Annotated in this window: 11 protein-coding genes and 1 pseudogene; 3 read left to right on the top strand and 9 right to left on the bottom strand. The window is 54.2% G+C overall.

Annotated elements, in window-relative coordinates:
- From K1558_RS01685 to K1558_RS01650, 8 genes are all read right to left on the bottom strand, one after another.
- Entirely contained in the window at positions 1 to 1,776 is a 1,776-nt protein-coding gene (locus K1558_RS01685) for a sensor histidine kinase (RefSeq protein ID WP_238649636.1), read from the bottom strand.
- A gap of 5 nt (positions 1,777 to 1,781) precedes the next feature.
- Entirely contained in the window at positions 1,782 to 3,326 is a 1,545-nt protein-coding gene (locus K1558_RS01680; RefSeq protein ID WP_238649635.1) for a response regulator transcription factor, read from the bottom strand.
- A gap of 304 nt (positions 3,327 to 3,630) precedes the next feature.
- On the bottom strand, positions 3,631 to 4,941 hold the full coding sequence (gene ltrA, locus K1558_RS01675) for a group II intron reverse transcriptase/maturase (protein WP_238649634.1): 1,311 nt from the start codon (positions 4,939 to 4,941) through the stop codon (positions 3,631 to 3,633).
- 730 nt (positions 4,942 to 5,671) lie between these two features.
- Positions 5,672 to 6,115: a GNAT family N-acetyltransferase gene (locus tag K1558_RS01670; RefSeq protein WP_238649633.1), complete on the bottom strand. Its 444-nt coding sequence runs from the start codon at positions 6,113 to 6,115 to the stop codon at positions 5,672 to 5,674.
- A 14-nt stretch (positions 6,116 to 6,129) separates the two neighbouring features.
- Positions 6,130 to 6,570: a hypothetical protein gene (locus K1558_RS01665; RefSeq protein WP_238649632.1), complete on the bottom strand. Its 441-nt coding sequence runs from the start codon at positions 6,568 to 6,570 to the stop codon at positions 6,130 to 6,132.
- A 28-nt stretch (positions 6,571 to 6,598) separates the two neighbouring features.
- Positions 6,599 to 7,138, bottom strand: coding sequence for an AAA family ATPase (locus K1558_RS01660; RefSeq protein WP_238649631.1), 540 nt, complete (start codon positions 7,136 to 7,138; stop codon positions 6,599 to 6,601).
- 155 nt (positions 7,139 to 7,293) lie between these two features.
- Positions 7,294 to 8,700: an NAD-dependent malic enzyme gene (locus K1558_RS01655; protein ID WP_238649630.1), complete on the bottom strand. Its 1,407-nt coding sequence runs from the start codon at positions 8,698 to 8,700 to the stop codon at positions 7,294 to 7,296.
- Between the two features lie 79 nt (positions 8,701 to 8,779).
- Positions 8,780 to 9,271, bottom strand: coding sequence for a hypothetical protein (locus K1558_RS01650; RefSeq protein ID WP_238649629.1), 492 nt, complete (start codon positions 9,269 to 9,271; stop codon positions 8,780 to 8,782).
- A gap of 138 nt (positions 9,272 to 9,409) precedes the next feature.
- Here K1558_RS01650 and K1558_RS01645 point away from each other — a divergent pair, with 138 nt between their 5' ends.
- The 3 genes from K1558_RS01645 (at position 9,410) to K1558_RS01635 (ending at position 12,444) form a co-directional block, all read left to right on the top strand.
- Positions 9,410 to 10,402, top strand: coding sequence for an acrylyl-CoA reductase family protein (locus K1558_RS01645; RefSeq protein WP_238649628.1), 993 nt, complete (start codon positions 9,410 to 9,412; stop codon positions 10,400 to 10,402).
- A gap of 154 nt (positions 10,403 to 10,556) precedes the next feature.
- A complete protein-coding gene (locus K1558_RS01640) occupies positions 10,557 to 12,005 on the top strand; it encodes an alpha/beta hydrolase family protein (RefSeq protein WP_238649627.1) in 1,449 nt (482 codons plus the stop codon).
- Positions 12,006 to 12,036: 31 nt separating this feature from the next.
- Positions 12,037 to 12,444, top strand: a complete 408-nt coding sequence (locus tag K1558_RS01635) for a MerR family transcriptional regulator (protein ID WP_238649626.1) — start codon at positions 12,037 to 12,039, stop codon at positions 12,442 to 12,444.
- A 296-nt stretch (positions 12,445 to 12,740) separates the two neighbouring features.
- Here the strand turns inward: K1558_RS01635 and K1558_RS01630 are convergent.
- A pseudogene (locus tag K1558_RS01630) lies at positions 12,741 to 13,328 on the bottom strand (cupin domain-containing protein); the annotation flags it as partial.
- Positions 13,329 to 13,335 lie beyond the last annotated feature (7 nt).

Genomic DNA, 13,335 nt, shown 5'->3' with positions numbered 1-13,335 from the left:
TCACTCCTTCATCAGCGGCAGGCGGATGCGGACCGCGGTCCCTTCGCCCGGTGCACTCTTAATGGTGACTCCATACTCTTCGCCGTACATCAGCACCAGCCGGTCATGCACATTGCGGATACCGATTCCGGTAAATAGCTGACGCTTCCCTGCTAGGCCGGACATGGGCAGATCAGCCGCTCCAGTGTCCATTCCGTCCCCGTTGTCCACCACCTCGCAGAGCAGAGATCCGGCATCCCGGGAGATGAGGATATGGATATAGCCGCCGCTTTGCTGCGTAAACGCATGGAAAAAGGCATTTTCAATAAACGGCTGAATGATCAGCTTCGGCAGATTATACTCCATGCAATCCGGGGAGATGAAGAAATTCACCCTGATCCGTTCGCCGTGCCGCACATGGTTGATGAACACATAGGACTTCAGATTCTCCAGCTCCTGCGCCACCGTTATGCTCTCACTGACATTACTCAGCGCATTCTGCAGCATCGAGATCAGGGCATGAATCGTCTGCACCGCCTTCTCCTGACTGCCCTGCTGCACCAGGAATTTCACCGAGGCCAGCGTATTGTACAGAAAATGCGGATTAATCTGATGCTGCAAGGCCGCCAGCTCCGCATTCCGCTGCTCCTTCTGCGTCTCCACCAGCTTCTCGACATAGTCATTCAGCTCGTCCAGCATATAATTATAGGCATGACCCAGCTCCTGAATTTCAAAGCTGCCCGTAACCGTAATGTAATTGTGGAAGTTACGCTCGGTAATTTTGGACATCTGCCGGGTAAGCAGGGTGAGCGAGCGGGTCAGTCTTCTGAAGATCAGGAACACGACAATCAGAGCCACGGCCACGATGACTGAACAGAACAGCACCACCATTTTACCGTTGACCATCTGCCCTAGGGCCGTTTGCTTATCGATCAGGTTCACAATATAGAAATCATACGACGGCAGGTAATCCGCAATCAGAATCGAATCATTTCCCTGGAAATCAATGTTCTGGTAAGCAATCTGCTGCTCCTCAATCTCCCCTGCCGCCTGTAATAGCTCCCCCGCCTGCTGGCCCATCAGCTCACTGCGGTTGCTGGACACAATGGTACCCTGCTTATTGAGAATCACCACATCGTTCCCGTTACTGACAAAGCTCCCGTAGAAGGAGCGGAAATCCTGTTCATGAATGGTAAAATACAACGTCCCGTAAATATCGCCAGTCGTCCGGTCCATCAGCGCTTTGCTGCCTACGATCATCGCTTCCTTCTGCGGCGAATCCTGCAGCGTCTCCTCATAGAACTGGTACATCAGCCGTTTCGGCTCGGCCAGTGTATTGCGGGTCAGCTCATGCTGCTGCAGCTCCCGGTCACTCATTAGCAGATTGTTCGTATTGGTGGAGTAGCTGCGGCCGTTTTTGCCCATGATTTTGATCCCGACCTGGTAGGCATCGAGCGTGGACTGAATTTTCTTCATCTGCGTGGTCATATTGTAATAGGTCCGCAGCATCCGCAGGGAGTCCGAGTCCTCCTCAGACAGGAAGGAGCGGATGGTGCCGCTTAGCTGGGTATTGTTGGTGGCCGTTACGACCGAGTAATGAAACGCTTCAAAGCTCGCCTTAATCTGGCTGATCACCTTGGAATTTGTAATGCTGAAAGTATTCATGAACAGCCTCTCCGACATGCGGACGGTCGTCCAGGAGGAGGCTATGGCCACGGCGATGATGCTGATCAGCATGACGAGGAAGATTTTGATGAACAGGCTGTGGAATTTGAACCGCTCCCAGTATCTGCGCATACGCTCTACTCCTGCCCGTAATGCTGACGCCGGTAGCCGCTGGGGGACAGGCCGTAATACTTCTTGAACACTTTGCAAAAATAACTGTGGTCCCCGTACCCGACCATACTGCTGACCTCCGCAATAGGCGCCTCTCCTGCCCGCAACAGCTCTGCTGCCTTATCCGTGCGGACCGTATTCAGATGCTCCTTGAAGCCTTCGTGATTATGGGTCGTGAACAGGCTCGACAGATAGGATGGGTTGAAGTGAAAATGACGGGCCAGCTCCGTAAGGGACAGCGGCTCGGCATAATGCTCTTCTATGTACTGAAGCAGCTTCATCATTTTGGCATTGCCTCCCTGTGTGGACGCTGCCGATGTAGTCAGCTCCATGATCCGGTTCAGGTAATCCTCCAGAATCTGCATGGCCTGCTCCGCCGTGCCTGCTTCATCGATGGCCCGGAACAGGCCGTATTTGCCCTCGTCCAGCTCCCGTATATGACTGAACAGATTCGTAATATTGAAGATGATATTGCCCAGGAAGGACTTGAACTCATACACATCCCCGTCATCCTGGCGGCTGAGCGCATCCACATGCTGATGCAGGTCTCCGAACGCTTCCGTAAGCTGCTGCCGCTTCACCTGCTCGGTGAAGAGCGCCAGATTGAACTTGGGTGGTTGAGTCTCCTGCTCTGGGCATTCCGGCTGAATTAGCAGGGTCTGCTCCGGCTGGAAAAACCGGCACTGCTGTAGTCTCGCATCGCTCTCCTGCCGGACGGACGCAAGCTCGCTTAGCGAGCGGAATCTTCTGCTGAGTATCAGACGCACGTCCGGTTCTTGCCCGGCCAGCATATCAGCCAAGTGGTATACAGCCTCTAGCAGCTGCGGCCAATGGGCTTCCTGGAGATTCATTAGCATGATCGTAGTCCCCGGCCGCTCTGTGCCTGGAATGACGCACTGTACCAGTCCCGGAACACGCTGGTTTAGTTCGGTGGTGATAATGGTGATGACGGTAGCTGGCTGCACCGGCTCCCAGCCCAGCAGCGCCAAGCATTCATGCGGAAGCTGCCGCTTCACCTCGGCTTCGCTCTCCAGCGGCAGCCGGTAACCGGACAGCATCCGGCCGAGCAGGGTATCCAGCGGCGTCGCTTCTGCCTCCGTTTGTTCTCCGGCTGCACACAGCTCAGGGATGCGCTCCCGGGTCTTTTTTAACACCTGCAATAAGGCTCCGGCTTCCAGCTTCGGCTTCAGAATATAGTCCGCCACCCCATGCTGGAATGTTGAGCGCACATAATGGAACTCGCTGAAGCTGCTTAGCACAATCACCTCAATCGCCGGATAATCGCGCTTCACCAGCCGGGTGAACTCCTCGCCATCCATCACCGGCATAACAATATCCGTAAGGATGATATGCGGCTGCAGAGCCGGCAGCGAATTCAGCGCTTCCCGCCCGTTGGCTGCTTCCCCCACAATCTGAAATCCCTCCTGCTCCCAGTCCAGCACATATTTAATCCCTTGCCGCACCAGAATTTCATCGTCCACAATCAGCACCTTGCATATGGGTTTCATCATTCTTCTTTGTCCTCCCGTAATAATTGTGACCTCTGACCGCTCCGCACATGAACGGATTATAAAGCGCTCTCATACGGATGGTCAAACAAAATAACCCCACTTAGTGGGGCTTTAGCTTATATGATGACTCAGGTGCTTGGTGGGGACTCCAGACCATATATCATTCTAAAAAAGAGCGGGAAGCTTTCCCGGCTCTCTTGGCTGATTGGTCGAGTAGGCGGGGCCTCTCCATCGTGGATTGTGCCCCTACCCCTCACAGATCCGTACGTGCGCAATTCACGCATACGGCTCTTCACCCCATCGTTCACAGTTGGCCTTCGTCGTAGATATTGACGTAGATCCGCGGCTTAGGTAGCTTGAGTTCTTTAAGCACTTCGTAGAATCTCTCCCGGGTGAAACTCCTGTGTTGACTTCTGCGGTTTAGCCATTTATAGATCAGCTCCAGGGTTTGCATGTAGTAGGACTTTATTTTCTGTGAGTTATCCGTGATTCCATAGTATCGGTAATGACCCGACAGTTTGGACCGGATGACGCCTAGAAACTCCTCCTGCTTCAGGTGGCGATTCCACCTGACCCAGCTCTTCATCGCTTTGACCTTCTGTCTGAATTTCTTCCCACTCGTTTTGCGCTTCACCCGGAAGGTTCCTTTTCGGCTTTTGGCGCAGTAGTGCGTGAAGCCTAGAAAATCGAATGTTTTCGGTTTCCCTTCGCCCTTCCTTCGTGACTCTGCTTCCGCAAAACGACCGAACGCGATGATTTTCGTCTTTTCTTCCGCGATGCTTAACCCGAATTTCTCCAGCCGGAGCACCAGCGCGGTATAGAAGCGTTCTGCATCTTCTTTGTACTGGAAGCAGCACACAAAATCATCCGCGAAACGCACCATTTCGGCTTGCCCCGCGCACTGCTTCTTCACCGTCACCGTGAACCATAGGTCCAGGACATAGTGCAGGTAGACGTTGGCTAGCAGGGGCGACACCACCGAACCTTGGGGAGTTCCTTCCTCCGTCGGTTCAACGTGCCCCTCCTCCTGAATACCTGCTTTCAGCATCCGTCTCACCAACCGGTGGATGTTTGGATCTCCGATTCGCAGTTCAAGGAACTTCATTAGCCATTCGTGATCCACGTGGTTGAAGAAACCGGAGATGTCCGCATCGACGACATAGCTGGTTTTGCCATGTTCAATAACCCGGTTTAGATGTTTCAGCGCACTGTGCATGCTTCGGTTCGGGCGAAATCCATACGAGAAGTCCATGAAGTCTTGTTCATAAATGGCTTCGAGTACTCTTTTCAACGCATGCTGCACCAGTTTGTCTTCATATGCAGGAATTCCTAGGGGCCGCATGCTTTTCTCATCCTTCGGGATGTAGACTCTTCTTGCGGGCTGAGGTCTGTAGCTTTTTCGCTTTAACCGGTCCACCAGGTGTGCTACATTCGCTTCCACGTTTACTTCGTACGTCTCTTTGGTCGATCCATCGACTCCGGTTGCTTTTCCTGGTTTCATCTCTTGGTGACTTTTCTTTACTGCTTCTGCGTTAATGAGATGTCCGATGGAGGTGAACCGTAACTTCGGATCTGCTTTGGCCATTTCTGCTATTCTTGCTAATTTCGTTTCCATTTTTTCCCCACCTCTGTGTGTGGCCAATGTGTCCTTACCAAGATTGATTAAGGTGTCGCCTGCCTTTCCTCCGCCCCCATTACAGGGGTTTCACAGGTCTTATGCGGCAATCCGACTCCCTGGACGCCATTTGGCATTCTTACGTGTTACGGCTTGTTTGCCATACTCCTGCAAAGGTTCCTAAAGAGTACTTCTCTCGCAGAAGAGCGCCAGGGTCTCCCGAGTTGCTGAGTAACCATGGGTATACATGCCTGGCTCTTCGACCCCGGGGAAGCTCCTCCATCCTCGCCTTTTTTTTCTTTCGGCTGGAGTCATGTTGTCTTCCGGGAAAATGAGCCCGTCGACCTTCCCGTTTATTGCATTTCGAGGCTCCATCACTTTCAGGCCTGCATCCTAACTGTCTACGCTTAAACGGCAGGGTTACCCTTGCCGCTCCAAGACTCGCTATTGGTGGCGTGGCTTTCGCCTTTCCAAGCAGGGGTTCCACCTGCTAAGTTACTCAACCTAGGCTCGGTCGCTCCATTTTGTACAACAGAATAGGCGCAAACGCCGCCCAGAACACATTCTACTGTATTTGCTGCAACAGATTTTCGCGAACATGCTCATTTCAGGCCGAATTCCAACATTCTAATGTATGAACTACAACAGAAGGTGAAAAACCTTTGGTTTTCCGGCTTTTGGTTGTACAGAATACAATAGGAGGGTACCCAAGAAAGGTAACATCCATCCCTTAATGCGAGCTAAGATGCTTACGGTACCCCTCAACCTTCTCTTCCCTGTACCCCATCGCCTCATAGAAAACATGCGCTTCCTTCCGCTTCTCCCCGGACACGAATATAATATAGTAGCAGTCCCGCTCATGCGCAACCGCTTCGATCGCAGTCATCAGTTTCTTGCCGAGCCCCTGCCGCCGTGCGCGCGAAGACACGACCACATTCTCAATGACCATGAACGGGCGGCAATCGCCCACCAGGTCCTGGCAGACGATCCCCATCAGGGAGCCCAGCAGTTCCCCGTCTACAAAAGCACCCAGTAGCACAACCCGCTCATCCTCCCGGATCTTCTGAAAAGCAGTTTCCAGCTTCACCGGGTCGGTCGGCGTGCCTATTAATTCATGGTAGAGTGTGTTCAATGCTTCCAGTGATGTGATTTCGATTTCTTCTATGATTACCATGGCCGGATAGCCTCCTATTTCTCATTCTTGAGTTCAAACTCCTCAGTCTGCCCGTCCCATTCGACAGTGACTTTAATGACGGAATCCTCTTTCTCTACAGAGCCGCTTCCACCAGCGCTCATTTTCAGCATGGCCACTTCAACAGGGCCCTCAATAGTCTGGCTGCCGCCGCTATGCTTAGCTTTAAATGTATATTTCATCTCTTTAATCGTTCCGAGATCCGATTGGTCACCATTATAGCGCAATGCGAAGTTATACCGCTTGTGGTTCTCACTGCTGACTTTGTTCCCTATGTTTACTAGCTTCTGGCTGGCCTCCTGCTTGTACAACCCCGACCAGGTCTCCCCCTCACCCTTGAAGGTATAATTGAAATAGGTGGTTTCCGTGTTACAGGCTGTAAGCAGCAGCAAAAGCAAGACACCGGGAAGCAGCAGCACACGCAGCATCTTCCTCATGGTCAGCCCCCTTTTCCCATCGATGGAATTAGCGTTCACGGGACATGTATTGCATTACGGCCTCCACCCGTTCCTCCACTGTAAGGTCTCCCTCCAGCCGCAGCAGATCACCGCTAAGTCCAGCCATCCACTCCTCATGCAGCATCCGGCTGCGGACCTCCAGTCCGCCTGTATCGTACTGCGCTGCCCAGTCAATGAAGCTCTCAACATCCTCATACTTATCGCCGCCCGGCAGACCCGCATCTCCGTATCGTTCATACTCCCGCGCCCGCAGCCGTTCCAGGCGAATCCCCTCCGGAATCCAGAGGAAAACCACCAGGTCAAACGTATCCCGCAGCGGATCGCCCCAGCCGCAGAGCGCACCGGACAGAATCCACGGCTCATTCCGCTTCAAATCCGCCTGCAGTCTGCTTAGACGTGCGGCCACATCGCTCTTGATGCTGTATTTCTGCTCCCAATAGTAGTCGTCACTATCCAATTGAACATGCGGAAGCCTCGCGGCCAGCGCCTTCCCCAGGGTCGTCGTCCCCGCCCCGGATGCTCCCATAATATGAATTCTGCGGTACATAGCTCCTCCTGTGTTGTTACATCTTTGGTTTCGTTTGTATATTTTACCATGTTAATCTTGGCTTGTGAACCAAACTGCCGGGTCTTCTCCCAAGCAAAGCAAGCCGCAGCCCCCGGGCCGCAGCTTGTTCACGTTACAGATATTCGCCTGTCACCTCAGCCTACATCCGGTGGAATGCGCCGGGCAATGCCTGTGGCGATCGCGGCCTGAATTACGGCAAGACGGACTTGCTCGACAACCTTCTCATTGAAAATACTCGGAATAATATATTGTTCGTTCCGCTCATCCGGGTGAACCACGGACGCAATAGCCTGCGCCGCTGCCAGCTTCATCTCCTCGTTGACCGTCCTCGCCCGGCAGTCCAGCGCGCCGCGGAAGATCCCGGGGAAGCACAGCACATTATTAATCTGGTTCGGGTAATCGCTTCTTCCGGTAGCCAGCACCCGTACATAAGGCTCGGCCAGCTCCGGCTCGATCTCAGGGGTAGGATTCGCCATGGCAAAAACAATGCGGTCCGGGGCCATACTCTCCAGGTGGCTCACCTGCAGAATCCCGCCTCTGGACACTCCTATGAATACATCTGCTCCGCGCACCGCCTCATCCAGCCCGCCGCTCAGATTCTCGGGATTCGTGGCCTCGGCCAGCCAGCTCCATTCAGCATTGTCGTAGCTCTCGTTCCGGTTCAGGATTCCTTCGCGGTCCACCGCATAGAGCTGCTTCGCGCCCGCCGCCAGCAGCAGACGGCAGACCGATACGCCAGCCGCCCCGATGCCGACAACAACGATTCTGGAATCCTCCAGCTTCTTGCCCACCACCTGAAGTGCATTGAGCAAGCCAGCCAGCGCAACGACTGAGGTTCCATGCTGGTCATCGTGGAAGACCGGAATATCCAGCTCCTCCTCCAGCCGCCGCTCGATCTCGAAGCAGCGCGGGGAGCTGATATCCTCCAGATTGATCCCGCCGAAGCCGGGCGCAACCGCTTTCACAATCCGGATAATTTCATCCGGGTCCTTGGTGTCCAGACATAGCGGAAAAGCATCGATGCCCGCAAGCTGCTTGAACAGCATCGCCTTACCCTCCATGACCGGCATCGCCGCCTCCGGCCCGATATCGCCCAGTCCAAGCACGGCAGTGCCGTCAGAGACCACGGCTACGGTATTTCTTTTCATTGTCAGGGAGTAAGCCTTGCCCGGATCTTCAGCAATCGCTGTACAGACACGCGCCACACCAGGAGTATAGACCCGGGACAGGTCCTCGCGGTTCTTGATCGGCATCTTTGGGGTGACCTCGATTTTGCCGCCGAGATGGGCCAGGAAGGTGCGGTCAGAGACGTTAATGACCTTGATCCCCGGCATATTCCTGAGTACGTTAATGATCTCTTCATTCGCCGCATCCTGCACATTCACTGTCAGGTCACGGGTGGTCACATCCTGGCCTCCGCGTATAACGTCGATCGCGACAATATCACCGCCGGCAGCGGCCAGCCTGGACGCCACATCTCCAAAAGAAGCCTCGGACTTACGGATTTCGAGCCGGATAATCATCGTTGTTGCAATGGACATAGCATGTACCTCCTTCGAGTGACGGATCTTTCTCTATCACTATACTACAGTTCACACGATGTACATAATTATCTGTTTTCTAACCGGGGATCTCCCAGCGCTCTGCCAGCTTCAGCAGCTCCACTTCAGCAGCCTCTTCATCTTCGCCGAGCACCTTAGCCTCAATGTAATAGGTTACTGTGAGATCCTTCTCATGCTTGTCAGGACGTTGTAAGCACAACCAGTAGTAAGTCACCTCAGGGGCAGGAAGAGCAGCACTTCCCTCCTGCACGAACTTAATCAGCTCGCCTTCCCCGGCCAGAGTCTGCACCGGCTTCCTCCACAATACCTCCGAGTGGTTAGGGATGCTGATATGCTCATCCGGGAGGCGTTGTTCCCCAAGGGTCAGCTCCAGCTGATCTACAGTCACTGCATCCGGTCCCTGCAGATAGCGCGCAGGTTCTCCCTCGCTTACCTGCAGCCGCTGCTCCGCAGGCTCAGCCTTTGACCCCATATTTCCATATAACACTCCGCCTCCCAGAAGCAGACAGATGCCGGTTGACAGTATGATTTTACGCCATTTACTTGCCATATTGCGTTCACTTCTCCCTTCAACGATCTATGAACTGTGTAGGATATCATTGCCGTTCTGAAGTTGACCCGTCAGAATAAATACGATATAACCGAGTAATTGAATGTACTTCATTAAGTATGGATAAGGAGACAACACATGACTAATTCGTTCCAAGCTCTGGTAGTGAACAACACCGAACCGTTCTCCGTAGAGATCAAACCGCTGTCCCTCGAGGAATTGCCGGCCGGCGAGGTTTTAATCAAGGTAGCTTATTCCAGTGTAAACTATAAAGACGGATTGGCAAGTATTCCGAATGGTAATATTGTGCGAACCTATCCGTTCATCCCGGGCATTGACCTGTCAGGAACGGTAGTGTCCTCTGCCGACAGCCGTTTCAAGGAAGGACAACCTGTTATAGCCACCAGCTACGGCATCGGCGTCTCGCACTTCGGCGGCTTCAGCGAATATGCCCGCATTCCTGCGGACTGGATCGTTCCTCTGCCGGAAGGCCTGACTCTGCGGGAAGCGATGATCTACGGTACAGCGGGTTTCACCGCTGCCCTGTCTGTGCAGGTGCTGGAAGCGCAGGGCATGGCTCCGGATAAAGGCAAAGTGCTTGTCACCGGAGCCACCGGCGGTGTAGGCGGCGCGGCAACCGCTATCCTCTCGAAGCTGAGCTATACGGTCACTGCCAGCACCGGCAGAACAGAGGAAGCCGGTTATCTGCAGGCGCTCGGCGCATCTGAGGTGATCTCCCGTGAGGAGGCAGGCGGCAGCAACGGCAAGCCGCTGGATAAGCAGCTCTGGCAAGCGGCGGTTGATTCCGTCGGCGGCGCTCCGCTGGCCGCTGTGCTGAGCCGGATTACCTACGGCGGTGCGGTTGCAGCAAGCGGCTTAACCGCAGGCACTGCCGTACCAACGACTGTACTGCCTTTTATTCTGCGCGGAGTCAGCTTGCTTGGCATTGATTCCGTCTCATGTCCGATGGACAAGCGGGCACCGCTCTGGCAGCGGATGGCAGGCGATATGAAGCCTGCGGCGCTTGATCTGCTGGTGGACCGGGAGATTATGCTGGATGCGCTGCCTGCCGCACTGGAAGATATTCTCCGCTCGAATACCCGGGGCCGCGTGCTGGTCCGCCTGTCCTAGACTTATTTTGTACTGTTGACGGCAGCTTGTTCTGGATTTCAGAACGGCCTGCCGTTTTTTTGAGCTGGTCTACAGATCATTAAGGCTTGACCCTGAAGTATAGTTCAACCTTTATACTGGCTTTATTCCAGATGAATAAAGTGGAGGTTAACCTATGAGAACTTTCGAGATAGCGGTTATTATTGTGATTCTGGCTGTGACAGCGGGAATACTATGGATGAAACAGACACGGCGGCTGAATACGGTTATGCTGGCTGTTCTGCTGGCAGCTGTAGCATTGCATGGAGGAATAGAGCACTTCCGCATCCAGATGGCTCCGGCTTATGCCGCTGCACTGGGGCTGCTGATGCTGCTGGGCTTCAGACTCCTGAAGCCGGACCGGCGGAGCCGTTCGAGGAAGCCCAAGCTGCTATGGAAGAGCCTGCTATTAATCGCAGTACTTCTACTGTCAGGCATATCTGTATACGCATGCAGGCTGCTGCCCATGTTCAGTTTACCAGAGCCAACCGGGCACTATGCCATTGGAACAGTTGTCCGGGAGCTTACCGATGAGAGCCGTGACGAAACCAAGAATCCGGGTGCCAAACGGAAGCTGATGATCAATGTCTGGTATCCGGCCGATCCTGCTCAGACAGCGGGTAAGCCCAAAGAGCATTATCCCTCCGCTCTGGGAGAAGCGGTCAGCCTGGTGTTCGGATTGCCCAAGCAGCTGTTCAGCCATGTCACCGGCATCCCTACCCATGTCACTGCTGATGTGCAGCTATCTGCTGAAGAGACAAGTTATCCGGTGCTGCTGTTCTCGCCGGGTATCCGCTCCACCCGTTTTCAGAGTATGACTGTCATTGAAGAGTTAGTCAGCCACGGCTATATTGTGGTGGGGATTGATCATCCCTATACTTCAGCCAAGGTCACCTACTCAGACGGGAATTCGGCCTATTATGTGCCGGACCCTAAGTTCGATACGTCCGCTGAACTGTACAACCATAACGTGAACGGAATCGCTATCCGTGCAGCAGATGCCAGCTTCGTGATGGATACGCTGGAGGGCTGGAATGTCAAGGACCCCGGCGGTCTGCTTCAGGGCAGACTGGACCTCAGCCGGGCAGGGATCTTCGGCCATTCCTATGGCGGAGCCACCACCGCTGAAGCCCTGGCCCAAGACCCGAGGTTCAAGGCAGGCGTCAGTCTGGAGGGCGCATTCTGGGGTAAGGTAGCCAAGACCGGGCTAACGCAGCCGTTCATGTATATCATGTCCGGCGATATCGTACAGAAGCTGGCCCAGACCGGCCCGCAGACGGACCCGCTGATCTTCGAAGAATTCATACCGGACCTGAAGTCTGTTATGGCGCGCAGCACCGCAGACACCTACTTTCTGACGGTCGATCGCTATATTCATCAGAGCTTCACGGACATCGCCCTGCTGTCGCCGTCCCTGTTCGCAGGCGGGCTTGATCCGGTGCACGCTGTCGATATCAGCAGATCGTATGTACGGGCCTTCTTCGACCAGTATCTGAAGGATGAGCCGCAAGCGCTGCTGACAGGCCCGGCGGCGGAATTCCCAGAAGTGAAATTTGACCCGGCCTATACGCACAAGAGACAATAGTCTTAGACCACGAGCAAAGGGGAGAAGCCAGATGGAGGGAATGACACGCGGCGAGCTGGCCCGGCAGGCAGGACTCAGCCCGGCGGCGATACGCTATTACGAGGACAGCGGCATCCTGCCTGTCCCGGAGCGGAGTGCGAGCGGCTACCGGCTCTACTCCGCCGACGATCTGGTGAAGCTGAAGTTCATCAAGGACGCCAAATCTCTGGGATATTCGCTCAAGGAGATCCAGGCGGCACTCGCGCTGCTCGGCTCCAAGATGGATGAGGAGCATCTGAAGGAGCTTGTCCGCGGCAAAATCGCTGAAATCGATGAGAAGATTACCGCCCTGCGTTCGATTCAGGATATGCTGGCCGGTCTGCTGCTGACGCCTCAGGATGAGATTCAGAACTACCTGAAATCCTTCCGGGCTAGTGGCAGCAAGGGTACAGATAACTAATTCCTAACGTTTATAAAAAGGGCAGCGGCGCGCTATTCATGCCTTCACAGCATACGCCGCTGTCCTTGTTCTGTCGCCCGGATACAGTTATTCTGTTCCAGCCTCATTGACGGCATGGGAATACGCAGGGGAACGGGCTGGCGGTAGGGTTGGGCATAAGGCTGCGCGTAATAACCGTGTACAGGCATCGGTTGGTATCCGAAGGACTGCGGGGACGGCTGAGAATACATGTAAGGCGGCATGTTGGCATTAGTCATCATGGGGGCCATATTGGCATTTGGCATCATTGGAGGCATGGTGACAGGAGCCATCTGGGCATTAACCATTGTCCCGGCAGTGTTCGGCATGGAATGACAGCAGTCTGCAGGCGGGCCAATGAAGGTCTTCGGCTTCACCGGAGCCAGCGCCTCCTTGACCAGTGCTTCATTCAGACAATACGTATGGGCAAGCACATTAGCCGGTGTCAAGCTCAGAATGTCCGAGCCGAGAATTACTTCAGGCGTAGGCGCATCGAAGATGGCCAGCAGATGGGTACAGTCCACCGTCGCAATCTCATAATGCCACCAGCCCTGCGGCACATTGGCAACCTGTCCCGGGGTGATCGGGAAATGCAGCAGCTCATTCGTGAACGGGTTGATCAGCGACACCACAGCTTCACCGGAGATACAATAGACCAGCTCAGCAGCATTCTGATGGTAGTGCGGCTCTACCACATTGGATTTGCTGAGAAAAATATCAAGCAGCGAGATATTCTCCAGGGTGTTCAGATTTTTGACGCCGAGCAGGTTGATGTAATTGCACTCATCCTTCTTGAATAACGTATTGCAGTTCAGGTCAAACGTAAACTGTGTATCGGGCGACGTATAGTCCATATAAGAGGTCACGCTAATC

The organism is Paenibacillus piscarius (assembly GCF_022234545.1).
GTDB classification, from domain to species: domain Bacteria; phylum Bacillota; class Bacilli; order Paenibacillales; family Paenibacillaceae; genus Paenibacillus_AQ; species Paenibacillus_AQ piscarius.
Note: the sequence above shows the minus strand (reverse complement) of the source record. Positions and strands in the feature narration are given on the sequence as shown.